Annotated in this window: 21 protein-coding genes, 1 other RNA gene and 1 pseudogene; 21 read left to right on the forward strand and 2 right to left on the reverse strand. The window is 32.1% G+C overall.

The window, feature by feature from the left end; genetic code table 11:
• The first annotated feature begins 161 nt into the window (after nucleotides 1-161).
• Nucleotides 162-1,796 (forward strand): malolactic enzyme, encoded by a 1,635-nt coding sequence (locus SAMSHR1132_RS03760; protein ID WP_000675902.1) that lies wholly within the window; start codon nucleotides 162-164, stop codon nucleotides 1,794-1,796.
• A gap of 205 nt (nucleotides 1,797-2,001) precedes the next feature.
• On the opposite strand, the gene SAMSHR1132_RS03765 is transcribed toward SAMSHR1132_RS03760, so the two are convergent.
• Complete coding sequence (locus SAMSHR1132_RS03765) at nucleotides 2,002-2,904, reverse strand: TIGR01777 family oxidoreductase (protein ID WP_000816291.1); 903 nt, start codon at nucleotides 2,902-2,904, stop codon at nucleotides 2,002-2,004.
• 724 nt (nucleotides 2,905-3,628) lie between these two features.
• Here SAMSHR1132_RS03765 and SAMSHR1132_RS03770 point away from each other — a divergent pair.
• From SAMSHR1132_RS03770 to SAMSHR1132_RS03840, 17 genes and pseudogenes are all read left to right on the forward strand, one after another.
• Nucleotides 3,629-4,264: a DUF4887 domain-containing protein gene (locus tag SAMSHR1132_RS03770; RefSeq protein ID WP_000071229.1), complete on the forward strand. Its 636-nt coding sequence runs from the start codon at nucleotides 3,629-3,631 to the stop codon at nucleotides 4,262-4,264.
• 450 nt (nucleotides 4,265-4,714) lie between these two features.
• On the forward strand, nucleotides 4,715-5,728 hold the full coding sequence (locus SAMSHR1132_RS03775) for a sugar-binding domain-containing protein (protein ID WP_000654033.1): 1,014 nt from the start codon (nucleotides 4,715-4,717) through the stop codon (nucleotides 5,726-5,728).
• A gap of 52 nt (nucleotides 5,729-5,780) precedes the next feature.
• Entirely contained in the window at nucleotides 5,781-6,791 is a 1,011-nt protein-coding gene (gene gap, locus SAMSHR1132_RS03780) for a type I glyceraldehyde-3-phosphate dehydrogenase (RefSeq protein ID WP_000279412.1), read from the forward strand.
• 138 nt (nucleotides 6,792-6,929) lie between these two features.
• Nucleotides 6,930-8,120 carry a phosphoglycerate kinase gene (locus SAMSHR1132_RS03785; protein ID WP_001074740.1) on the forward strand — a complete coding sequence of 397 codons (1,191 nt, stop codon included), beginning with the start codon at nucleotides 6,930-6,932 and terminating at the stop codon, nucleotides 8,118-8,120.
• A gap of 123 nt (nucleotides 8,121-8,243) precedes the next feature.
• Nucleotides 8,244-9,005, forward strand: coding sequence for a triose-phosphate isomerase (gene tpiA, locus SAMSHR1132_RS03790; protein WP_001260084.1), 762 nt, complete (start codon nucleotides 8,244-8,246; stop codon nucleotides 9,003-9,005).
• 2 nt (nucleotides 9,006-9,007) lie between these two features.
• Nucleotides 9,008-10,525, forward strand: a complete 1,518-nt coding sequence (gene gpmI / locus SAMSHR1132_RS03795; protein ID WP_001085494.1) for a 2,3-bisphosphoglycerate-independent phosphoglycerate mutase — start codon at nucleotides 9,008-9,010, stop codon at nucleotides 10,523-10,525.
• A gap of 129 nt (nucleotides 10,526-10,654) precedes the next feature.
• A complete protein-coding gene (eno, locus tag SAMSHR1132_RS03800; protein ID WP_001121757.1) occupies nucleotides 10,655-11,959 on the forward strand; it encodes a surface-displayed alpha-enolase in 1,305 nt (434 codons plus the stop codon).
• Nucleotides 11,960-12,305: 346 nt separating this feature from the next.
• The gene (locus tag SAMSHR1132_RS03805) at nucleotides 12,306-12,764 is read left to right on the forward strand and encodes a hypothetical protein (protein ID WP_000763764.1); all 459 of its coding nucleotides are present in this window, start codon (nucleotides 12,306-12,308) and stop codon (nucleotides 12,762-12,764) included.
• A gap of 66 nt (nucleotides 12,765-12,830) precedes the next feature.
• Nucleotides 12,831-13,064, forward strand: coding sequence for a preprotein translocase subunit SecG (gene secG, locus SAMSHR1132_RS03810; RefSeq protein WP_000556760.1), 234 nt, complete (start codon nucleotides 12,831-12,833; stop codon nucleotides 13,062-13,064).
• Nucleotides 13,065-13,179: 115 nt separating this feature from the next.
• The gene (locus SAMSHR1132_RS03815) at nucleotides 13,180-13,920 is read left to right on the forward strand and encodes an alpha/beta hydrolase (RefSeq protein ID WP_001165963.1); all 741 of its coding nucleotides are present in this window, start codon (nucleotides 13,180-13,182) and stop codon (nucleotides 13,918-13,920) included.
• 33 nt (nucleotides 13,921-13,953) lie between these two features.
• Nucleotides 13,954-16,326 (forward strand): ribonuclease R, encoded by a 2,373-nt coding sequence (rnr, locus tag SAMSHR1132_RS03820; protein WP_001050022.1) that lies wholly within the window; start codon nucleotides 13,954-13,956, stop codon nucleotides 16,324-16,326.
• Between the two features lie 21 nt (nucleotides 16,327-16,347).
• On the forward strand, nucleotides 16,348-16,812 hold the full coding sequence (gene smpB, locus SAMSHR1132_RS03825; protein WP_001085181.1) for an SsrA-binding protein SmpB: 465 nt from the start codon (nucleotides 16,348-16,350) through the stop codon (nucleotides 16,810-16,812).
• Between the two features lie 90 nt (nucleotides 16,813-16,902).
• Nucleotides 16,903-17,264: a transfer-messenger RNA gene (gene ssrA, locus SAMSHR1132_RS13750) on the forward strand.
• A 611-nt stretch (nucleotides 17,265-17,875) separates the two neighbouring features.
• On the forward strand, nucleotides 17,876-18,025 hold the full coding sequence (locus SAMSHR1132_RS14090; RefSeq protein WP_169929179.1) for a hypothetical protein: 150 nt from the start codon (nucleotides 17,876-17,878) through the stop codon (nucleotides 18,023-18,025).
• Nucleotides 18,012-18,117, forward strand: a pseudogene (locus SAMSHR1132_RS14375) (terminase small subunit); the annotation flags it as partial. The gene SAMSHR1132_RS14090 and the pseudogene SAMSHR1132_RS14375, both read left to right, overlap by 14 nt.
• Nucleotides 18,118-18,352: 235 nt before the next feature.
• The gene (locus tag SAMSHR1132_RS03835) at nucleotides 18,353-18,898 is read left to right on the forward strand and encodes a hypothetical protein (protein WP_000280152.1); all 546 of its coding nucleotides are present in this window, start codon (nucleotides 18,353-18,355) and stop codon (nucleotides 18,896-18,898) included.
• 608 nt (nucleotides 18,899-19,506) lie between these two features.
• Complete coding sequence (locus SAMSHR1132_RS03840) at nucleotides 19,507-20,445, forward strand: hypothetical protein (RefSeq protein WP_000790826.1); 939 nt, start codon at nucleotides 19,507-19,509, stop codon at nucleotides 20,443-20,445.
• A 165-nt stretch (nucleotides 20,446-20,610) separates the two neighbouring features.
• Here the strand turns inward: SAMSHR1132_RS03840 and SAMSHR1132_RS03845 are convergent, their stop codons facing one another.
• Complete coding sequence (locus tag SAMSHR1132_RS03845) at nucleotides 20,611-21,345, reverse strand: DUF5067 domain-containing protein (RefSeq protein WP_014373804.1); 735 nt, start codon at nucleotides 21,343-21,345, stop codon at nucleotides 20,611-20,613.
• A gap of 524 nt (nucleotides 21,346-21,869) precedes the next feature.
• Here SAMSHR1132_RS03845 and SAMSHR1132_RS03850 point away from each other — a divergent pair.
• The 3 genes from SAMSHR1132_RS03850 (at nucleotide 21,870) to SAMSHR1132_RS03860 (ending at nucleotide 23,888) form a co-directional block, all read left to right on the forward strand.
• On the forward strand, nucleotides 21,870-22,304 hold the full coding sequence (locus SAMSHR1132_RS03850) for a MarR family winged helix-turn-helix transcriptional regulator (protein WP_000368757.1): 435 nt from the start codon (nucleotides 21,870-21,872) through the stop codon (nucleotides 22,302-22,304).
• Nucleotides 22,305-23,129, forward strand: a complete 825-nt coding sequence (locus SAMSHR1132_RS03855) for an N-acyl homoserine lactonase family protein (protein ID WP_000998212.1) — start codon at nucleotides 22,305-22,307, stop codon at nucleotides 23,127-23,129.
• A gap of 234 nt (nucleotides 23,130-23,363) precedes the next feature.
• Nucleotides 23,364-23,888: a GNAT family N-acetyltransferase gene (locus SAMSHR1132_RS03860; RefSeq protein ID WP_000702255.1), complete on the forward strand. Its 525-nt coding sequence runs from the start codon at nucleotides 23,364-23,366 to the stop codon at nucleotides 23,886-23,888.
• The last annotated feature ends 198 nt before the right edge of the window (nucleotides 23,889-24,086 follow it).

The raw sequence follows: 24,086 nt of genomic DNA on the forward strand, positions 1-24,086 counted from the left end.
CTGAATGGCCTACTTTTTTATTTTTATCATTTTAAAAATTTAATTGATTGATCTTAATCTATTGTATGATTTTGAAATAACATGGGTAAAACATATAAGTATAGGTTCAATAAAGATGAACACATATTTTCACAATCTAAAAAAAGAAAAAGGATGATTCCATGAAAGGCATTGAATTATTAAATAATCCATTTTTAAACAAAGGAACAGCTTTTACAAATGAAGAAAGAAAACAATTAGGTTTAGAAGGTTTGCTTCCGGCTAATGTGCGTACATTAGAAGAACAAACTGAACAATGTTATGAACAATTTAAAGCAAAACAAACTGATTTTGAGAAACGATTGTTTTTAATGGCAATTTTCAATCGTAACCGCACATTGTTTTATAAATTAACATCAGAGCATTTAGTTGAATTTATGCCAATTATTTATGATCCTGTTATAGCACAATCAATTGAACAATATAATGAAAATTTCAGTAGACCTCAAGATGCAGCGTTTTTATCTGTAGATCGACCAAATAATATTGAACAAGAATTAAAGAACGTATCCAATGGTAGAGATATTCGTTTGATCGTTGTGACAGATGCAGAAGGTATTTTAGGTATTGGAGATTGGGGTGTAGATGGCGTAGACATTGCTATTGGAAAATTAATGGTCTATACTGCTGCTGCAGGAATTAATCCATCTCAAGTTTTACCAGTTTCTTTAGATGTCGGTACAAATAATGAACAATTGCTAAATGATGAACTTTATTTAGGTAATCGCCATAAACGTGTAGATGATGAAACGTATTACGATTTTGTAGAGAAGTTTGTAAGTGCGGTGCGCAAGGAATATCCTAATGCATTATTACATTGGGAAGATTTTGGAAGAGGTCATGCTAAAAATATTTTAGATAAATATGAGAATATGCTACCAACATTTAATGACGACATTCAAGGAACAGGAATTGTTGTATTAGCAGGTGTGTTAGGTGCATTAAACATTACTAAAGAAGACTATACGAAACAGAAATTTTTAGTATATGGTGGCGGCACAGCTGGTATGGGTATTACTAATATTTTAAAAAATGAAATGATTAAACAAGGAGCCACAGAAGTGGAGGCACATCAACGTTTCTATATTATGGATAAGCAAGGCTTATTGTTTGATGATATGAATGACTTAACTGACGCGCAAAAAGATTTTGCTAAAAATAGAGATGATTTTTCAAATTCAGTAGATTGGAAAGATTTACACGAAGTAGTCGAACAAATTGAACCGACAGTATTAATCGGTACATCAACACAAGCAGGGGCGTTTACAGAAGACGTAGTTAAAGCAATGCTGAAATACGAAGAACGTCCGATGATTTTTCCGTTATCTAATCCAACAAAACTAGCAGAAGCAAAGGCACAAGATTTGTTGAAATGGACAAACGGTAAAGCATTAATTGGAACAGGAATTCCTTATAAAGACATTGAATATAATGGAATAAGTTATAGCATTGGTCAAGCTAATAATGCATTAATGTATCCTGGTTTGGGATTAGGTCTTATTGCTTCTAAAGCGACAAAAGTAAATCAACGTATCCTTTCAGAAGCGAGTCATGCTCTTGGAGGAATGGTTAATCCAGAAGAACCTGGAGCTGCTGTATTACCTCCAGTTGAAAAAATACATCAATGTTCTCATGCTATCGCGAAAGCTGTTGCTCAAAGTGTCATTGATCAAGGGTTAAATGCAGAACCAATCAATGATATTGAAAGGGCTATTGAAGAAGTAATTTGGGAACCAAAATATCAGTCATATATTTAATGAGATAAGGCAAGTTAAACAGTATGAATGTTTATTGACCTTTTGTCGTTTATATAAATGATATATGACGCACTTTTTATAAATGTCATTAATCTTATTGATATTTTTACTACGCTGATATTAAAAAAGTCTAGGGGTTATTTAAAATAATCACCTAGACTTTATTTTTTACAGTATGAATTTGATGATAAGTTAATATATCTAGCTATTCATTAATTAAATTTTCAAGAGCATTTTTTAAATTCTTATATTTAAACTGGAAACCTAATGCTTGAATTTTATTTGGTAGGACTTTTTGAGTATCTAAAACAACTGTCGACATTTGACCGAGGATAAGTCGCATGGCAAGACTAGGCGCCCATGTTTCATGAGGTTTATGCATAGCTCTAGCCAATGTATAGCCAAATAAATTCTGACGTTCAGGAATAGGTGCAGTTAAGTTAAATGGTCCAGATGCAGAATCATTATTGATTAAAAATAAAATAGCTTCAATTAAATCATCAATATGAATCCATGAATACCATTGTCGACCGGAACCTAATTTACCACCAATATAGAATTCATATGGTAATTTCATTGTTTGTAGGGCACCACCGTCATTTGATAATATGATGCCGAAACGACCTATAACAACCCGTGTCCCTAATTGTTCAAATTGTTTTGCAAAACGTTCCCATTGATACACGATGTCGGATAAGAAATCAAAAGGTAAAGTTTTATAAACTTCTGTATAACTCGTAAATAAATCAGGTGGATAGTAACCAGTAGCACTAGCATTAAATAAAACCTTAGGTCCTTTGTTTCGTGATTTAAATAATTCGAATAGCGCTTGTGTAGATTGGATTCGGCTTAGCATTAATGTTTGTTTATATTCAGGCGTCCATCGTTTATTCAAAGTTGCTCCTGCCAAATTAATAACAACATCAATATTTTGAGGCACTTTATTTTCCCAACCAGACTTGGCCCAGTTTACGTATGATATTTTGGAATCATTAGAGATTTGATCGTGTCGAGTTAGAATTGTGATGTGTGAATGTGTTTCTTTAATTGCATCAACTATGTGAGAACCTACCATACCTGTTCCACCAGTAATTAAATATTGCTTCATTATCCTTCACCCCATGTAATTTTGAATTAAGTCACTATTTAAGAATTATTATTGTTGTTCAAAGGTTATACATTATTTAGACAATAATATGTCAATAACTTTTTTTGAATTGTATTTTAATAAAAATCATATAAGTTATAATAAAGGTGTACCTTCGATAACGAATAAACATCTCTTAAAAGTATGTGTAAAACGCTGCATGATACAAACGAAGGTAAAAATTTGACTCCCTTTAGTAGTGGACCCGTGCGAGTATCGTGCGGGTCATTTTTTTATACTATATATATTCCCATTATACATTAAGTTAAAGCAATTCATTTGATTTAAAATTTTAAAATTTAACAATATCAAATAAGTGAATACATTCTAATATTTAAAAACCATGTCTTAAGTATTGAAATACTCTCGTGGCGTTGAATAGTTTTGATCACCGATAAAGAATGATTGAATGTTTAATTTTAAAAAAAATAGGCAAAATATGTTTCATTCAGTTATTAAATGTTAAGATATATAAGACTACTATTTCTTTGTATAAGTGAATTCAATTTACAATTATGAAAATAGTAAAAAAGCATATTTTTTGATTTTGGCATAACGTAACGAAGTAAGGTAATGGTTTATATTATTTGGAACTTTATCAAAATAAATAGGCAAATTAATTGCAAACGTAGCAGTAAGTGAGTAATAATTTTTATATTTAAAATAGTTTGAAGTGAGGGAGAGTATGTCGAATCGTAATTACGACTACAATAATAGTGAAGATGGTAATAAGAAAAAAATGAGCACAACAGCAAAGGTAGTAAGTATCGTAACGGTATTGTTATTACTTGGAGGTCTAGTATTTGCTATTTTTGCATTTGTAGATCATTCAAATAAAGCAAAAGAACGTATGTTAAATGAGCAAAAGCAAGAACAAAAAGAAAAACGTCAAAAAGAAAATGCGGAAAAAGAGAAGAAGAAAAAAGAGCAAGAGGAAAGAGAACAAAATGAATTAGATTCACAAGCAAGTCAATATCAGCAAGTACCCCAACAAAATCAATATCAAAATGTGCAGCCTCAACAGCAAGCGCCAACGAAACAAACCCCAGCTAAGGAAGAAAAAGACGACGATAAAGAATCGAAAGATGATTCTAATGATGATAAAGATAAATCAACTCAAGATAAAACAGACGATAACAAAAATAAGACGGATGATAATAAGCAACAAGCACAACCAAAACCACAGCAACCAGCAACAAAGCCAAATAACAATAATCAATCAAATAATCAATCGAACCAGCAATCCAAGCCACAAGCGCCAACACAACAAAATAATCAATCATCTGCAAATAAGCAAAATAATGCTAATGACAAACAATAAGTTTGATAAAATAGCTTTGTAATTAACCAATATGATGGACATCTAATTAAATTTAGTTGTCTTGAATATTGGTTTTTATTTTTTGGATGAGAAAGAGAAACAAAAGGAATTGATAGATTCTTATTAGCAATAATTAGGTGATAAAAATTAATCCACCGCAATAGTTACATAAGTAGCACGATATTTAATGATTAATTGACGTATTTAAGGGTATACAATTTATTACGGTAGATAAAGTAAGGTATATTTTTACTTAGTATAGAATTTTATATTGCAAGCGCTTTATCAAATTATTTAGAAAATTTAAGTTTTATGCTTGCAATTTTCGAAATAGAATAGTACTATTGCAAGTGTAAAGAGGTTAATTTTTGTCCCAGGTGGGACTTAAAAAGGCAACCACTGGTTGTGATTGATCCTTATTTACATTAAAACTATAAGGAGGAGGTAGTAGTGAAAGACTTATTGCAAGTACAGCAAAAGCTTATACCAGATCTTATAGATAAAATGTATAAACGTTTTTCTATTCTTACTACTATCTCAAAAAATCAGCCTGTCGGACGTCGGAGTTTAAGCGAACATTTGGATATGACTGAGCGTGTGCTTCGATCTGAAACTGATATGCTTAAGAAACAAGATTTGATAAAAGTAAAGCCTACTGGTATGGAAATAACAGTAGAAGGTGAACAGCTTATTTCACAATTGAAAGGTTACTTTGATATTTATGCAGATGATAATCGTTTATCTGAAGGTATTAAAGAGAAATTTCAAATTAAAGAAGTACATGTTGTTCCTGGAGATGCTGATAACAACCAAGCTGTTAAAACAGAATTGGGTAGGCAAGCTGGACAATTACTTGAAAGCATATTACAAGAAGATGCAATTGTTGCAGTAACAGGTGGATCTACAATGGCTTGTGTAAGCGAAGCAATACATTTATTACCATATAATGTGTTCTTTGTTCCAGCTAGAGGTGGATTAGGTGAAAATGTTGTTTTTCAAGCAAACACCATTGCAGCAAGTATGGCACAACAAGCTGGAGGCTATTATACAACGATGTATGTACCTGACAATGTCAGTGAAACAACATATAACACGTTGTTATTAGAGCCATCAGTCATAAACACTCTAGACAAAATTAAACAAGCAAACGTTATTATACACGGCATTGGTGATGCGCTGAAGATGGCGCATCGACGACAATCACCTGAAAAGGTCATTGATCAACTTCAACATCATCAAGCTGTCGGAGAGGCATTTGGTTATTATTTTGATACACAAGGTCAAATAGTCCATAAAGTTAAGACAATCGGACTTCAATTAGAAGACCTTGAATCAAAAGACTTTATCTTTGCAGTTGCAGGAGGCAAATCGAAAGGCGAAGCAATTAAAGCTTACTTAACAATTGCTCCAAAGAACACAGTGTTAATCACTGATGAAGCAGCAGCAAAAATAATACTTGAATAAGAGATAAAAAGTTTAATACTTTTTAAATATCATTTTAAAGGAGGCCATTATAATGGCAGTAAAAGTAGCAATTAATGGTTTTGGTAGAATTGGTCGTTTAGCATTCAGAAGAATTCAAGAAGTAGAAGGTCTTGAAGTTGTAGCAGTAAACGACTTAACAGATGACGATATGTTAGCGCATTTATTAAAATATGACACTATGCAAGGTCGTTTCACAGGTGAAGTTGAGGTAGTTGATGGTGGTTTCCGCGTAAATGGTAAAGAAGTTAAATCATTCAGTGAACCAGATGCAAGCAAATTACCTTGGAAAGACTTAAACATCGATGTAGTATTAGAATGTACTGGTTTCTACACTGATAAAGATAAAGCCCAAGCTCATATCGAAGCAGGAGCTAAAAAAGTATTAATCTCAGCACCAGCTACTGGTGACTTAAAAACAATCGTATTCAACACTAACCACCAAGAGTTAGACGGTTCTGAAACAGTTGTTTCAGGTGCTTCATGTACTACAAACTCATTAGCACCAGTTGCTAAAGTATTAAACGATGACTTTGGTTTAGTTGAAGGTTTAATGACTACAATTCACGCTTACACAGGTGATCAAAATACACAAGACGCACCTCACAGAAAAGGTGACAAACGTCGTGCTCGTGCAGCTGCAGAAAACATCATCCCTAACTCTACAGGTGCTGCAAAAGCTATCGGTAAAGTAATTCCTGAAATCGATGGTAAATTAGATGGTGGTGCACAACGTGTTCCTGTAGCTACAGGTTCATTAACTGAATTAACAGTAGTATTAGAAAAACAAGACGTAACAGTTGACCAAGTTAACGAAGCAATGAAAAATGCTTCTAACGAATCATTCGGTTACACTGAAGACGAAATCGTTTCTTCAGACGTAGTTGGTATGACTTACGGTTCATTATTCGATGCTACACAAACTCGTGTAATGTCAGTAGGCGACCGTCAATTAGTTAAAGTTGCAGCTTGGTATGATAACGAAATGTCATATACTGCACAATTAGTTCGTACATTAGCATACTTAGCTGAACTTTCTAAATAATTTTAGTATAGTTTTTATTCAAATACGCTAGTGCTCAGAACTATTTGGCATTAAATAAAGCTTATGAGTAAGCGGGGAGCACAAACGCTTCTCCGCTTATTTTTATATAAAATTTCCTAATTACAAGGAGGAAACACCATGGCTAAAAAAATTGTTTCTGATTTAGATCTTAAAGGCAAAACAGTCTTAGTACGTGCTGACTTTAACGTACCTTTAAAAGACGGTGAAATTACTAATGATAACCGTATTGTTCAAGCTTTACCTACAATTGAATATATTATTGAACAAGGTGGTAAAGTCGTTCTATTTTCACATTTAGGTAAAGTGAAAGAAGAAAGTGATAAAGCTAAATTAACTTTACGTCCAGTAGCTGAAGATTTATCAAAAAAATTAGATAAAGAAGTTGTTTTTGTACCTGAAACTCGTGGTGAAAAACTTGAATCAGCTATTAAAGACCTTAAAGAAGGCGATGTATTATTAGTTGAAAATACACGTTATGAAGATTTAGATGGCAAAAAAGAATCTAAAAATGATCCAGAGCTAGGTAAGTACTGGGCTTCTTTAGGTGACGTTTTTGTAAATGATGCATTTGGTACTGCACATCGTGAGCATGCATCTAACGTAGGTATATCTACACACCTAGAAACTGCAGCTGGTTTCTTAATGGATAAAGAAATTAAATTTATCGGTGGTGTAGTAAACGATCCACAAAAACCTGTTATTGCAATTTTAGGTGGAGCGAAAGTATCAGACAAAATTAATGTCATCAAAAACTTAGTTAACATCGCTGATAAAATTATTATTGGCGGCGGTATGGCTTATACTTTCCTAAAAGCACAAGGTAAAGAAATTGGTATTTCATTATTGGAAGAAGATAAAATCGACTTCGCTAAAGATTTATTAGAAAAACATGGTGATAAAATTGTATTACCAGTAGACACTAAAGTTGCTAAAGAATTTTCTAATGATGCAAAAATCACTGTAGTACCATCTGATTCAATTCCTGCAGATCAAGAAGGAATGGATATTGGACCAAATACAGTTAAATTATTTGCTGATGAATTAGAAGGCGCACATACAGTTGTATGGAATGGACCAATGGGTGTATTTGAGTTTAGTAACTTTGCTCAAGGTACAATCGGCGTATGTAAAGCAATTGCTAACCTTAAAGACGCGATTACAATCATCGGTGGTGGTGATTCAGCAGCAGCCGCGATTTCTTTAGGCTTTGAAAATGACTTTACTCATATTTCAACTGGTGGCGGTGCGTCATTAGAATACCTAGAAGGTAAAGAATTACCAGGTATTAAAGCAATTAACGATAAATAATAAAATGATAGTTACAAGGTGATGTGACATGTTTGTTTAACTTTGTTACGGGAAAACTGTCATAAGATGACAACATGTTTCATCACTTTTCTAAAAATATTTACAAAATAAGGAGTGTCTTTAATGAGAACACCAATAATAGCTGGTAACTGGAAAATGAACAAAACAGTAAAAGAAGCTAAAGACTTCGTTAATGCATTGCCAACATTACCAGATTCAAAAGAAGTAGAATCAGTAATTTGTGCACCAGCAATTCAATTAGATGCATTAACTACTGCAGTTAAAGAAGGAAAAGCACAAGGTTTAGAAATCGGTGCTCAAAATACGTATTTCGAAGATAATGGTGCATTTACAGGCGAAACATCACCTGTTGCATTAGCTGATTTAGGCGTGAAGTACGTTGTTATCGGACATTCTGAACGTCGTGAATTATTCCATGAAACTGATGAAGAAATCAACAAAAAAGCGCACGCGATTTTCAAACATGGTATGACTCCAATTATTTGTGTTGGTGAAACTGATGAAGAACGTGAAAGTGGCAAAGCTAACAATGTTGTAGGTGAACAAGTTAAGAAAGCTGTTGCAGGTTTATCTGAAGATCAACTTAAAGCAACTGTGATTGCTTATGAGCCAATCTGGGCAATAGGAACTGGTAAATCATCAACATCTGAAGATGCGAATGAAATGTGTGCATTTGTACGTCAAACAATTGCTGACCTATCAAGCAAAGAAGTATCAGAAGCTACACGTATTCAATATGGTGGTAGTGTAAAACCTAACAACATTAAAGAATATATGGCACAAACTGATATCGATGGTGCATTAGTAGGTGGCGCATCACTTAAAGTTGAAGATTTCGTACAATTGTTAGAAGGTGCAAAATAATCATGGCTAAGAAACCAACTGCGTTAATTATTTTAGATGGTTTTGCGAACCGCGAAAGCGAACATGGTAATGCGGTTAAGTTAGCAAATAAACCTAATTTTGATCGTTATTACAATAAATATCCAACAACGCAAATCGAAGCGAGTGGCTTAGATGTTGGACTACCTGAAGGACAAATGGGTAACTCTGAAGTAGGTCATATGAATATCGGTGCAGGACGTATCGTTTATCAAAGTTTAACTCGAATCAACAAATCAATTGAGGACGGGGACTTCTTTGAAAATGATGTCTTGAATAATGCGATTGCACATGTGAAATCACATGACTCTGCACTACACATTTTTGGCTTATTGTCTGATGGTGGTGTACACAGCCATTACAAACATTTGTTTGCTTTATTAGAACTTGCTAAAAAACAAGGTGTAGAAAAAGTTTATGTTCACGCATTTTTAGATGGTCGTGACGTAGACCAAAAATCAGCCTTAAAATATATCGAAGAGACTGAAGCTAAATTCAATGAATTAGGTATTGGTCAATTTGCATCTGTGTCTGGTCGTTATTACGCGATGGACCGTGACAAACGTTGGGAACGTGAAGAAAAAGCTTACAATGCAATTCGTAACTTTCAGGCGCCAAAATTTGCAACTGCAAAAGAAGGTGTAGAAGCAAGTTATAATGAAGGTTTAACAGACGAATTCGTAGTACCATTCATCGTTGAAAATCAAAATAACGGTGTTAATGATGGAGATGCAGTAATCTTCTATAATTTCCGTCCTGATAGAGCAGCTCAATTATCGGAAATATTTGCAAACAGAGCATTTGAAGGTTTTAAAGTTGAACAAGTTAAAGACTTATTCTATGCAACATTCACTAAGTATAATGACAATATCGATGCGGCTATCGTTTTCGAAAAAGTCGATTTAAATAATACAATTGGTGAAATTGCGCAAAATAATAATTTGACACAATTACGTATTGCTGAAACTGAAAAATATCCTCACGTAACATACTTTATGAGTGGTGGACGTAATGAGGAATTTGAAGGTGAACGCCGTCGTTTAATCGATTCACCTAAAGTTGCAACATATGATTTGAAACCAGAGATGAGTGCTTATGAAGTTAAAGATGCATTATTAGAAGAGTTAAACAAAGGTGACTTGGACTTAATTATTTTAAACTTTGCTAACCCAGATATGGTTGGTCATAGTGGTATGCTTGAACCTACTATCAAAGCGATTGAAGCGGTTGATGAATGTTTAGGTGAAGTAGTTGATAAGATTTTAGAAATGGATGGCTATGCAATTATTACTGCTGACCATGGTAACTCAGATCAAGTATTAACTGATGATGACCAACCTATGACTACGCATACGACTAATCCGGTACCAGTAATTGTAACAAAAGAAGGCGTTACATTACGTGAAACTGGACGTTTGGGTGACTTAGCACCAACATTACTTGATTTATTAAATGTCGAACAACCAGAAGATATGACTGGTGAATCATTAATTAAACACTAATGTTGTAAAAGATGTTAAGTAAACGCTTAATGACACTTATTTTTTGAAATTAATAGTAATATCATTTTGTTAAATGAAAGAATAAAGCTATAATAATTATAGAATATCTATTTAAAGGAGATTATAAACATGCCAATTATTACAGATGTTTACGCTCGCGAAGTCTTAGACTCTCGTGGTAACCCAACTGTTGAAGTAGAAGTATTAACTGAAAGTGGCGCATTTGGACGTGCCTTAGTACCATCAGGTGCTTCAACTGGTGAACATGAAGCCGTTGAATTACGTGACGGTGACAAATCACGTTACTTAGGTAAAGGTGTTACTAAAGCCGTTGAAAACGTTAATGAAATCATCGCACCAGAAATTATTGAAGGTGAATTCTCAGTATTAGATCAAGTATCTATCGATAAAATGATGATCGCATTAGACGGTACACCAAACAAAGGTAAATTAGGTGCTAACGCTATTTTAGGTGTTTCTATTGCAGTAGCACGTGCAGCAGCTGACTTATTAGGTCAACCACTTTACAAATATTTAGGTGGATTTAATGGTAAACAATTACCAGTACCAATGATGAATATCGTAAATGGTGGTTCTCACTCAGATGCACCAATCGCTTTCCAAGAATTCATGATTTTACCTGTTGGTGCTAAAACGTTTAAAGAATCATTACGTTGGGGTACTGAAATCTTCCACAACTTAAAATCAATTTTAAGCAAACGTGGTTTAGAAACTGCAGTAGGTGACGAAGGTGGTTTCGCTCCTAAATTCGAAGGTACTGAAGATGCAGTTGAAACAATTATCCAAGCTATTGAAGCAGCTGGTTACAAACCAGGTGAAGAAGTATTCTTAGGATTTGACTGTGCTTCATCAGAATTCTATGAAAATGGTGTATATGACTACAGCAAGTTCGAAGGCGAACACGGTGCAAAACGTACAGCTGCAGAACAAGTTGACTATTTAGAACAATTAGTAGACAAATATCCTATTATTACAATTGAAGACGGTATGGACGAAAACGACTGGGATGGTTGGAAACAACTTACAGAGCGTATCGGTGACCGTGTACAATTAGTAGGTGACGATTTATTCGTAACAAACACTGAAATTTTAGCTAAAGGCATTGAAAATGGAATTGGTAACTCAATCTTAATCAAAGTTAACCAAATCGGTACATTAACTGAAACATTTGATGCAATCGAAATGGCTCAAAAAGCTGGTTACACAGCAGTAGTTTCTCACCGTTCAGGTGAAACAGAAGATACAACAATTGCTGATATCGCTGTTGCAACAAACGCTGGTCAAATTAAAACTGGTTCATTATCACGTACTGACCGTATTGCTAAATACAATCAATTATTACGTATCGAAGATGAATTATTTGAAACTGCTAAATATGATGGTATCAAATCATTCTACAACTTAGATAAATAATATTCTTTATAAATAAATGCTGACATAATTTTAGTTGAGGATTATTATGACGGTATAAATTGAATAAAGATTTTGAGTTCACGCTTAAAAAAGTTCACGCTTAAATTTATAGCCTGCCACAGAGTTGAGACTGTGGCAGGTTTTTTAATTTGTAATCAAATAGCAGCCAATAGGGTCTTGATAAATCTAGAGATAGCCTATAACACATATTTAACTTGTATTATGAAACTGGTATAATTAAGTTTAGATGAAATAGGTGCAAAAGAGGACTTTAATCATTTTTAAAGGTTTTAATTAAACGACTGTCTTTTTAAAGACGATATTTATATAGATGAGGAGTAAACGGATGGCTGATATAACAAATAAAGAAATTAAAACAGGACGTTTCATAGCAGTAGCTTCAATTGTATTCTCGATACTATTAATCATTCATTATTTTGTATCACTAGATAATGCGACGGCTAAAGCATTGCTCAGTCTTACAAATCAAAATACATCAGACAAAGCTGTTGACTATATTTTAAATAGTTTTAGATTTACAGGTATTATGTACATATTGGCTTATTTAGCAGGCTTTATCACAATTTGGAATCGTCATACATACGTATGGTGGTTTATGTTTGCAGTGTATGTTTCAAATAGTTTATTCACAGTTATAAATTTATCAATTACAGTTCAGGCTATAAAAGCAGCACATGGTGCATATTTAACATTACCAATATTAATCGTTATTATTGGATCAATTGCACTTGCAATTTATATGCTTGTTGTTTCAATCAAGCGTAAAAGTACATTTAATCGCTAGAAAATTGATTTTAACAATAAAAATATGATATACTACTTGTCGTATATAAGGAACGGAGGACAATTTATGCATACATTTTTAATCGTATTATTAATCATTGATTGTATTGCATTAATAACTGTTGTACTACTCCAAGAAGGTAAAAGCAGTGGACTTTCAGGTGCCATCAGTGGTGGTGCTGAGCAGTTATTCGGTAAACAAAAACAACGTGGCGTCGATTTATTCTTAAATAGATTAACAATTATTTTATCAATATTATTTTTTGTACTTATGATTTGCATAAGTTATCTTGGTATGTAAGGTCCGGCGATGTAAATGTCGGGCTTTTTTATTTATAATTAAGAATGTAATAGTTTGACAATAAGCTATGAAAAATTTATAGCCTAGTTAAGTATGCAAAGGGAGCGTTAGATTTATGCAAATTAAATTACCAAAACCTTTCTTTTTTGAAGAAGGCAAACGTGCCGTGTTATTATTACATGGATTTACAGGCAATTCGTCTGATGTACGTCAATTAGGTCGATTTTTACAAAAAAAGGGGTATACTTCGTATGCACCACAATATGAAGGTCACGCAGCACCACCCGAGGAAATATTGAAATCAAGTCCTTTCGTTTGGTTTAAAGATGCGTTAGATGGTTATGATTATCTTGTTGAACAAGGTTATGATGAAATTGTTGTAGCTGGTCTATCATTAGGTGGGGATTTTGCTTTAAAATTAAGCTTAAATCGTGATGTAAAGGGTATTGTAACGATGTGTGCACCAATGGGTGGTAAAACTGAAGGTACCATTTATGAAGGCTTTTTAGAGTATGCACGTAATTTTAAAAAGTATGAAGGTAAAGATCAAGAGACTATTGATAATGAAATGAATCATTTTAAACCAACTGAAACTTTAAAAGAACTTAGTGAAGCATTAGATACGATTAAAGGTCAAGTTGATGAAGTGTTGGATCCTATTTTAGTGATTCAAGCAGAAAACGACAAAATGATTGATCCACAATCCGCAAATTATATATATGACCATGTAGATTCGGATGATAAAACTATCAAGTGGTATAGTGAATCTGGACATGTTATTACAATTGATAAAGAGAAAGAACAAGTATTTGAAGATATTTATCAATTTTTAGAGTCATTAGATTGGTCAGAATAAAAAGAGATTTTAAAATTAGAAAGGAGGGGCATAATGAATTTAAAGCAATCTATAGAAGAAATTATTAATAAACCTGAATATGAACCAATGTCGGTATCAGATTTTCAAGATGCATTAGGTTTAAGCAGTGCCGACTCATTTAGAGATTTAATTAAGGTGCTCGTAGAATTAGAACAATCAGGATTAATTGAACGTACAAAAACAGATAGATACCAAAAAAAGCATAGTTCAAAAGGTCATTCAAAATTGATAAAGGGAACGTTAAGTCAAAATAAAAAAGGCTTTGCATTCTTAAGACCTGAAGATGAGGATATGGAAGATATCTTTATTCCCCCAACAAAAATTAATCGTGCCTTAGATGGAGATACTGTAATTGTAGAAATACATCAATCTAAAGGTGAGCATAAAGGTAAAATTGAAGGGGAAGTCAAATCAATTGAAAAGCATTCGGTGACACAAGTTGTTGGTACGTATAGTGAAGCTAGACATTTCGGCTTTGTGATTCCAGATGACAAACGTATTATGCAAGATATTTTTATTCCTAAAGGACAAAGTTTAGGAGCAGTCGATGGACATAAGGTGCTTGTTCAAATTACTAAGTATGCTGATGGTTCAGATAATCCAGAAGGGCATATTTCAGCAATTTTAGGACATAAAAATGATCCAGGCGTAGATATTTTATCTATCATTTATCAACACGGTATTGAAATTGAGTTTCCTGATGATGTATTACAAGAAGCTGAAGCAGTACCAGATCATATAGAAAATAGCGAAATTGAAGGGCGTCATGACTTACGTGATGAATTGACAATCACTATTGATGGTGCGGATGCTAAAGACTTAGATGATGCAATTAGTGTTAAAAAGTTGCCAAATGGTCATACGCAGTTGACAGTAAGTATTGCTGATGTCAGCTATTATGTAACTGAAGATTCAGCTTTAGATAAAGAAGCATATGATAGAGCGACAAGTGTATATCTTGTTGACCGTGTAATTCCGATGATTCCACATCGATTAAGTAATGGTATTTGTTCATTGAATCCTCATGTCGATCGTTTAACGTTAAGCTGTCGCATGGAAATCGATGATAGTGGTCGCGTTGTAAAACATGAAATCTTTGATAGTGTCATTCATTCTGATTATCGAATGACATATGATGCGGTAAATCAGATTATTACTGAAAAGGATCCTAACATTCGTGAAAAGTATAAAGAAATTACGCCTATGTTAGATTTAGCGCAAGATTTATCTAATCGTTTGATTCAAATGAGAAAACGACGTGGTGAAATCGATTTTGATATTAGTGAAGCAAAAGTATTAGTTAACGAAGATGGTATACCTACAGATGTTCAATTAAGACAACGTGGTGAAGGCGAACGTTTGATTGAATCATTTATGCTAATTGCAAATGAAACAGTTGCTGAACATTTTAGTAAGCTAGACGTACCATTTATATACCGTGTCCATGAGCAACCTAAATCAGATCGCTTAAGACAATTCTTTGATTTTATTACTAACTTTGGCATTATGATTAAAGGAACAGGCGAAGATATTCATCCTACAACACTTCAAAAGGTTCAAGAAGAAGTAGAAGGTCGCCCAGAACAGATGGTTATTTCAACAATGATGTTACGTTCAATGCAGCAAGCGCATTATGATGATGTCAATTTAGGTCATTTCGGCTTATCAGCTGAATATTATACGCATTTTACATCACCAATTAGACGTTATCCTGACTTGACGGTTCATCGATTGATCCGAAAGTATTTAATTGAGAAATCAATGGATAATAAAGAAGTGAAACGTTGGGAAGACAAATTGCCTGAGTTAGCTGAACATACTTCTAAACGTGAGCGTCGTGCTATTGAGGCAGAACGTGATACTGATGAATTGAAAAAAGCAGAATATATGATTCAACATATTGGCGATGAGTTTGAAGGTATAGTCAGCTCAGTTGCAAACTTTGGTATGTTCATTGAATTGCCTAACACAATTGAAGGAATGGTTCATATTGCAAATATGACCGATGATTATTATCGTTTTGAAGACCGTCAAATGGCTTTAATTGGAGAACGTCACGCGAAAGTATTTAGAATTGGTGACACTGTTAAGGTTAAAGTGACACATGTTGATGTAGATGAACGTTTAATTGATTTTCAAATCGTTGGAATGCCATTACCTAAAAATGACCGCTCACAGCGACCAGCAAGAGGTAAAACGATTCAAGCTAAAACGCGTGGAAAATCTTTAGATAAATCGAAATCTGATGATAAGGGTCGTAAGAAAAAAGGTAAGCAACGTAAAGGTAAAAATCAACGAAATAATGATAAATCAGGTAATAGTAAGCATAAGCCATTTTATAAAGATAAAAGTGTAAAAAAGAAAGCACGTCGTAAGAAAAAATAAGCAACAATGAGGTGAGTATGAATGGCTAAGAAGAAATCACCAGGTACATTAGCGGAAAATCGTAAAGCAAGACATGATTATAATATTGAAGATACGATTGAAGCGGGAATTGTATTAAAAGGAACAGAAATAAAATCTATTCGCCGAGGTAGCGCTAACCTTAAAGATAGTTATGCGCAAGTTAAAAACGGTGAAATGTATTTGAATAATATGCATATAGCACCATACGAAGAAGGGAATCGTTTTAATCACGATCCTCTTCGTTCTCGAAAATTATTATTGCATAAACGTGAAATCATTAAATTGGGTGATCAAACACGTGAGATTGGTTATTCGATTGTGCCACTAAAGCTTTATTTGAAGCATGGACATTGTAAAGTATTACTTGGTGTTGCACGAGGTAAGAAAAAATATGATAAACGTCAAGCTTTGAAGGAGAAAGCAGTCAAACGAGATGTTGCGCGCGATATGAAAGCCCGTTATTAAGCGATTTGGTTGCTTAATCGGGCTATATTTGATATAGTTATATGTGCTTTTGTAAATTACAAATGCAAAACTTGTTTGATTTATTATTGAGGGGACGTTTATGGATTCGACAGGGGTCCCCCGAGCTCATTAAGCGTGTCGGAGGGTTGGCTTCGTCATCAACACACACAGTTTATAATAACTGGCAAATCAAACAATAATTTCGCAGTAGCTGCCTAATCGCACTCTGCATCGCCTAACAGCATTTCCTATGTGCTGTTAACGCGATTCAACCTTAATAGGATATGCTAAACACTGCCGTTTGAAGTCTGTTTAGAAGAAACTTAATCAAGCTAGCATCATGTTGGTTGTTTATCACTTTTCATGATGCGAAACCTATTGATAAACTACACACGTAGAAAGATGTGTATCAGGACCTTTGGACGCGGGTTCAAATCCCGCCGTCTCCATTTAGATAGCCTGCAGCCTTTGTGGTTGTGGGCTTTTTTATTATGAATTTTCAGGGGATAAAGCATTGCAGAAATTGTTGTGAATATTGATATAGCAGTGTTTGTATAGCTGTTTATTTTATGGAGGAAAAAGTAATAAGTGATTATGAATTAGTTTTTGAGATATAAGGGGACAGGGATGTGTGTCAAATAAGTGTCAAAAAAGTTGGATTCTGAGTTTTGCATTCAACATTTTTCATGAAGAAACTTCTTTATACGCAAAAAATTCTCCATGTTATATATGTCAATATAAAAATGTACATAAATGATTGTATAGGAATGTACAAAATTGATTGCTAAGTGATTTCCTTCTTAGATGAAAGATTTTTTAACCTATACGACTTATCTGTGATTTTAGCTACGCTTGAATGAATCGTCTACACATAATCGGACAAATTTTATGAGAATACATATTGTTAGTTTAAGAAAGTAGGCGATTTTATTTTGACAAAAGAAAGAAGAACATTTAGTTCAGAGTTTAAGTTACAAATTGTTAGATTATATGAAATGGTAAGTCTAGGAATGAAATTATACGCGAGTACGATTTAATACCTTTGGCGTTAGGGAAATGGATAATGCAACATCAAAACACGAGTACATTCAATCACCAAGATAATTTATCAGATGAAGAAAAAGAGCTGATTAAATTACGCAAAGAATTTCAACATTTAAAAATGGAGAACAATATTTTAAAGCAAGTAGCGCTAATCATGGGACAGAGCTGATGATCAATTAGACAAAACTGTAAAAGAGGTATCTAACGCTAATCCTAGCTAGCCATCCTGTGATTGTGGATGATATTCCGTTAGAGGATTGAAGAAGTGATATCAATGTTTAGTTACGAAATGTACATACAATTGAAATTTTCAGGATAATCGTAAATGTGAAACTGTTTTATGTTTTAAATATGATTTGAAGTGGCTAATAAAGACTGCCTGAATATGGGGGAGAATCTTGATGTCCAAAAGTGATTGAAAGAAAATTATTATATGATATGCTGAAAAGGGATGTTTTTTAAGGGATTGTTTAAGTTCTAATAAGGAGTTTTTACAATGTACAAATACTTAAGAAAAATTTCCGTTGCTACTATTGCGTCTTTTGTATTGGTGGGGCCTGTTTATTTTACGATAGAATCAGGCAAAGCTAATGCTGAAACTGCTAAAGCGGTTGATAAGGAAATGAAGCAAAGAGAAAAAATTGCAAATGCTTTGTTAGAAGAGATAGATAATAGTAAAGAAGATTTTAAAGACCCAAGTGTAACTGAAAAATTAAAAGGGCAAGTTAGAGATTATAAAAATGGTGTAGCAGAGAAAGGTAAAGCTACCATAACGGCAAAAGTTGGAGCTAAAGCTATACGAGCTACTGTAAATAAGGTTGGAGAGAAAGCTTGGGATAAATTAGTTGCTAAAATTGAAAATACTACTGGCACAAAGCTAGTTATGTTCCATTATCAAAGTATTAATAAGTTTTGCGATATTTTAACAGGTTTTGAGGGTGATTTAGCTGACGGTATAGCTACAGGATTGACAAATAATTTTGGTTTCAATAAACAATTTGCTTATATTGTAGCAAGAGCTTTCATTGCTATTGTATTATAGGTGTGTGTTTGTGATGAGTACCAATAAAAAAGTTTATTTGTTATTTTTAATAATAACTTTTATTATTTATATATCTTTACCTGTTATTCTTGGGAAAAATACGTTTGATGCTCGTTTGTTTGTTATTTTTCCCTTGCTCTTTTTTGGAGCATTTTTGTTTTCATCTAATAATAAAAAGAAGTGAAATAGTAACAAATTAATTATTGTTTGAAAAATGAGTTGAAATCTGTCAATCCACTTATTAGTCCATCTTCAAGTTAATTATATCGTTTCAAACGTCACTTTCGAGTGGCGTTTTTATCTGAGAAACGCACTGTGTTGCAGTGAGGGGTGAATTTGCGTAATATTATATATAAAATACATGAAAGAGACTAAGTTATATAATGAAAAAATAAATAGAATCATTATTACATTAAGCTGCTTAATAATATTAGGTTTTTGCATTTTTGTTGCTATGAAACACGAAATTGATTATAAAGATAAAATAATGTGGAAATGATAATTTAATAATGTACACTTTTGATTTTTTATGTATATATAGTTTTTTAAAATCTAGAGATAATTTTGTGAAATTACAATAATACAATTAAATTGAAATAGGTGAAAATATGAAAAATAAATTTAGTCAATTTTTGAAAAGCGAAAGATCATTTTCCATCTTTTTAAGTATCTCATTGGTTTTAATAATAACAGGTAGTATAGTTTTTAATTTGTGTAAAAATGGCGAAACATTGCTTGATGAAAGTGTTTTTTCATTGGCTGCATTTACTATGCTAATATATACTTCATATCTTCAAAATAAAGACTTAAAATTAACTAGAAAAGAACTGGAGATGACTAGAGAAGAATTAAAAGGAACAAAAGAAGTACAAGAAAAACAAAAGGACCAAATGATTAAAAGTAATGAAATGATGAAAGAAACAATTATACAATCTAGGTACTTTGAATTATTAAGAGTTAAAGAAGATACATATAAATTGGTTGAAGATGAAAAGGGATCTAATTTATCTTCGTATATTCGAAAATATAAATTAACGATAATAAATAAGTTGATAAGATCAACAAATGAAGACGTTATGAATGAAATATTAGAAGACTATATAATTAATAATTATATTGAAATGTCAGTAGATGATTATAAGGAAGGCAGGTTGAATATTTCAGAATACTATTTAAATTCAATTCTGAAAAAAAGAGAAAATGGAAGCGAATTAAATGAAATTTTAAAAACCGTATTTAATAATATTAAACCTAGTTGTAACTTGGAATTGAGTAGAAATCAGGAAAAATTATATAAAACACATAAAATAATTGTAGATTTAATAAAGTATATAGATGAGAAAAATAGACCTAAAGGATTTAATTCAAAAGTAAAAAGTATTAATAATTTAGATAAGTTGAAACCGGTGTTAGATATATTTAGTGATCCAGTAGTCAAAACTGATTATACTTTATATGAATTATATAATTTAATGTTACTAAAAGAAGAAAAACTATTTTATAAATGTGTGAATAATGAACTTTCTTATGAAGAGTTACTCAAATAGATTAGATATTATTTAGTAAGGGGAGTATAAAACAACAAAAAAGAGTAGGCGAGCTACTCTTTTTTATTATATTTAACAATTAAATTGGTGTGTCATTATGAGTGTAAGTAAGCTAATTTATAATAACAACAATGATTATAACGCTGAATGCGAGCATTCATAAATTTATACTTCATCTAAAGCACTGTGGTCGTCATCTTTTTCCTTTTCTTTTTCTTTCTCTTTCTCTCGTTCTTGTTCTTTTTTGTACTCTTCTTCAAATTCTTTTTCTTTCTTTTCTACTTCTTCTCTTGTTTCCGCTCTATGAGAAAAATCTTCGGTTTTAAGTTTACTAAATTTGAATGTTTTAGAATCAACGGTTTTGTCTTCTGAGTATTTATGGACATTTAAATTAATATTACCATCGCCTCTTAACTCATAAATAAACATGGCTTGTGCAGTTTTGCCTTTTTTAATTTGATCTTGGTTATGTTCTGTCCAATCTTTATATTTTTTATCACTTAAAAGATAACCATCTCTTAATTTATTTACTGTATTTTTATCATCTTGAGTGATATTAATATAGTCATGAGAAATCGAAGATGGATTATTATCTGAATCGTCTTTTTTAGCAGTTATTTCCATTTTAAAAGCGATATATTTCTTTTTCTCATCTTTTTCGTTAATGATAAATGGTTCTTTTATTTTAGCTTCAAATTTATCACTAACAATTGTATCGCCTTTAATTTTTATATCCATATTTTTTTTACTTTTAAATTCTTTAAGCTCTTCATTTAATTCTTCATTGTCACTTTCTTTCTTTTTGTGACTAGTGCTCTCTTTTTTTGCACTATCATGATGATGTCCACAAGCACCTAATATAAGTGTACTTGCTAATAATATCCCCATTACCTTTTTCATTTAACATGTCTCCTTTATTTCGCAAAGATTTATTTTAAAAACTCTAAATGACTTATCATTTTGAGTAATTAAACAAAATTAGTATTTGTGGGTTTCTAAGATGATATTAAATAATTTGTGTAATAATAATTCTATGTATTGTTGCAATAAATTAATACAACTATAATTACTAATATTATATATCTTTTATTGATAAAAATATATTACTATTTATAAAAAATGGTGAATTATCGAAAAATTTAATTGTAGAAGTTTGATTTATTGGAAATTTGCGCTTATTAAAATAAATTAATTTAACTTATTGCGTGGGTCTTAATATTTGATAAATAAAATGAGTAGTAATATGGATAATTTTTAATTTTAAAGATGTAAGGTATGATGGTAATTAATTTTTATTCTAAAAAGGATTATCAAACAAGCACTATTGCTATTTATGTTTATTTTTCAATCTCTTTCGTTGCATTATAGTACACCTAGGTGTACTATTTGAATGAGTCAGTACAATTATTTCGAAGGAGGTATTTATGGACAATATAAAATTTGAGCAATTTAATGAACTACATTTAGGGTTTATTGAATTAAGTAAAGTTATTAATGAAGTGATAGAAGAACAGAATATTGAAATTTCTAGAGAACAGATGGGTGTATTTAAATTACTCTTTGAAAATAAGCAGATGACAATGAAAGAAATTGCTGAAAGGCAAGGTGTTTTTAAAACTGCCATTTCTAAGCGAATAAAAAAGATGGAAGAAAAGGGCTTTGTAAAAAAAATAAGTTCAAAAGATAAAAGGGAAAAAGTAGTAGTGTTAACAGAATTTGGAATTTCATTTTATAAAAACAGGCAGCTACTGCTCTATAAAGGATTAGAGAAAAAACTCAAATTGTCTAATTCAGATACTGAGGTTTTAATTACACACATAAATGAAATTAAAAAAATTTTAGTAAAGGATGACAAGTAAATGAATGACAAAATAAAAGTACACGTATTACACACAGGTAAAGTGATTGTTGATGAGGCATTACCATTTGGTTATAAAAATAATCCTCCATTAGCTTGGACAGGTATGTTTAGATCGAAAAAGCATCAAGTTAAATTACCAGTTTCTGCATATTTGATTGAACATCCTAAAGGGTTAATATTAATTGATACAGGATGGCATACAGATAATCGAAAACACCAGCTTAAAAATTTGTTATTCCAATATCCAGTTAATAAAGCTGAACTACCTGAAGGACAAGCTATACATGAACAATTAATTAAACTATGTTATAAACCGAGTGATATAGATTATGTAGTAATGAGTCATATGCATTGTGACCATGCTGATGTTTTAAGATTAGTAAAGCATGCTAAGAAAATTATTCTAAGTGAGGAAGAACATACAGCTATTTTAAATGATAAATTACATTACTTGCCTCATGAATGGAAAGGTGTAAACCTTGAAACATTTAAATTTACTGACAGTGACATAGGACCGAAAAAGAAATCATTTGATTTATTTGGTGATGGCACGATTACAATGGTTTGGGTACCAGGGCACAGTAAAGGACTTTCTTCAACGATTATAAAAAACGAAAACAGTGACAAGTATCTTTTACTCGCTTCAGATGTAGGTTATGCCGCTAAATCATGGGAAGAAAATATTTTACCTGGGGTTTTAGTTGATAAAAATGAAGCTCAAAAGTCACTAAATTGGATTAAAATGATGGCAAATAATCCAAATTGTATAGAAGCAATCGCAAATCATAATGTAAATGTAAAGCCACATGTTGTTGAATTATAATAAATAAAGCATTACTGAAAATGATATATAGTATTTATTGAATGAGCTGACATAGCGGTGTATATAGTTAGTAAGACTTCTATGATGAAACCTAAGATTTAGATTATATTAAAGTAGAAAATATTATTGTGATTTTAACAACCAAAATGATTTTTGAAACAAAGTAATTAGGAATATATTTTAAGAAAATGGTAGGATAGTTTCTATAAAATAGAAAAAGTAGGAGGTATGTAAATGAAGATAAGAAAAATTAACAAACAGGATTTTTCTCAAGTAGATCAATTAATTAGGAAAGCTTTTGAAAATACTGAACATGGTTATGGAAATGAAGCAGAATTAGTAGATAAAATTCGACAAAGTGATGAATATGATCCGAATTTAGAATTGGTTGCAATTATAAATGACAAAGTAGTTGGCCATGGATTATTAAGTGATGTTTATCTTGATACAGAAGACAGTCGAGAAATCGGTTTAGTTTTAGCGCCAGTAGCAGTTGATATTAATTATCAAAACAAAGGTATTGGAAAACAATTAATAGCGTCATTAGAAGAGATAGCGATAATGAAAGGTTATGATTTTATAAGTGTATTAGGATGGCCAACATATTACTCAAATCTTGGATATAAACGTGCAAGTCTATTTAATATTTATCCGCCATTTGAAGGCGTTCCGGATGAAGCATTTTTAATTAAAGAACTGAAAATTAACGGGTTAGAAGGAAAGAATGGCATCATTCATTATTCATCGGCATTTGAATAATGTGAAATTGAATTGATAAAAAGGAACAATACAGCGTTGTATATTACGTACAATACAATGATGTGTTGTTGTTTTTATTTTTAAGAAGAAAATATATTCATAAATATTCAATCAGTCAATTTTAGCGTAATGAATAAAACATTTAATTGTAATTAAAGTAATAAACAAAATAATTGCTAATGTACAATTATGGTGTAT

This window comes from Staphylococcus argenteus, assembly GCF_000236925.1.
Taxonomy (GTDB): Bacteria; Bacillota; Bacilli; order Staphylococcales; family Staphylococcaceae; genus Staphylococcus; species Staphylococcus argenteus.

Excerpts from the sequence above, each read along its gene's own strand:
- SAMSHR1132_RS03760 (WP_000675902.1), top strand. The coding sequence starts at position 162 with ATGAAAGGCATTGAATTATTAAATAATCCATTTTTAAACAAAGGAACA.
- SAMSHR1132_RS03765 (WP_000816291.1), bottom strand. The coding sequence starts at position 2,904 with ATGAAGCAATATTTAATTACTGGTGGAACAGGTATGGTAGGTTCTCAC.
- SAMSHR1132_RS03770 (WP_000071229.1), top strand. The coding sequence starts at position 3,629 with ATGTCGAATCGTAATTACGACTACAATAATAGTGAAGATGGTAATAAG.
- gap (WP_000279412.1), top strand. The coding sequence starts at position 5,781 with ATGGCAGTAAAAGTAGCAATTAATGGTTTTGGTAGAATTGGTCGTTTA.
- SAMSHR1132_RS03785 (WP_001074740.1), top strand. The coding sequence starts at position 6,930 with ATGGCTAAAAAAATTGTTTCTGATTTAGATCTTAAAGGCAAAACAGTC.
- tpiA (WP_001260084.1), top strand. The coding sequence starts at position 8,244 with ATGAGAACACCAATAATAGCTGGTAACTGGAAAATGAACAAAACAGTA.
- gpmI (WP_001085494.1), top strand. The coding sequence starts at position 9,008 with ATGGCTAAGAAACCAACTGCGTTAATTATTTTAGATGGTTTTGCGAAC.
- eno (WP_001121757.1), top strand. The coding sequence starts at position 10,655 with ATGCCAATTATTACAGATGTTTACGCTCGCGAAGTCTTAGACTCTCGT.
- SAMSHR1132_RS03805 (WP_000763764.1), top strand. The coding sequence starts at position 12,306 with ATGGCTGATATAACAAATAAAGAAATTAAAACAGGACGTTTCATAGCA.
- secG (WP_000556760.1), top strand. The coding sequence starts at position 12,831 with ATGCATACATTTTTAATCGTATTATTAATCATTGATTGTATTGCATTA.
- SAMSHR1132_RS03815 (WP_001165963.1), top strand. The coding sequence starts at position 13,180 with ATGCAAATTAAATTACCAAAACCTTTCTTTTTTGAAGAAGGCAAACGT.
- rnr (WP_001050022.1), top strand. The coding sequence starts at position 13,954 with ATGAATTTAAAGCAATCTATAGAAGAAATTATTAATAAACCTGAATAT.
- smpB (WP_001085181.1), top strand. The coding sequence starts at position 16,348 with ATGGCTAAGAAGAAATCACCAGGTACATTAGCGGAAAATCGTAAAGCA.
- SAMSHR1132_RS14090 (WP_169929179.1), top strand. The coding sequence starts at position 17,876 with ATGCAACATCAAAACACGAGTACATTCAATCACCAAGATAATTTATCA.
- SAMSHR1132_RS03835 (WP_000280152.1), top strand. The coding sequence starts at position 18,353 with ATGTACAAATACTTAAGAAAAATTTCCGTTGCTACTATTGCGTCTTTT.
- SAMSHR1132_RS03840 (WP_000790826.1), top strand. The coding sequence starts at position 19,507 with ATGAAAAATAAATTTAGTCAATTTTTGAAAAGCGAAAGATCATTTTCC.
- SAMSHR1132_RS03845 (WP_014373804.1), bottom strand. The coding sequence starts at position 21,345 with ATGAAAAAGGTAATGGGGATATTATTAGCAAGTACACTTATATTAGGT.
- SAMSHR1132_RS03850 (WP_000368757.1), top strand. The coding sequence starts at position 21,870 with ATGGACAATATAAAATTTGAGCAATTTAATGAACTACATTTAGGGTTT.
- SAMSHR1132_RS03855 (WP_000998212.1), top strand. The coding sequence starts at position 22,305 with ATGAATGACAAAATAAAAGTACACGTATTACACACAGGTAAAGTGATT.
- SAMSHR1132_RS03860 (WP_000702255.1), top strand. The coding sequence starts at position 23,364 with ATGAAGATAAGAAAAATTAACAAACAGGATTTTTCTCAAGTAGATCAA.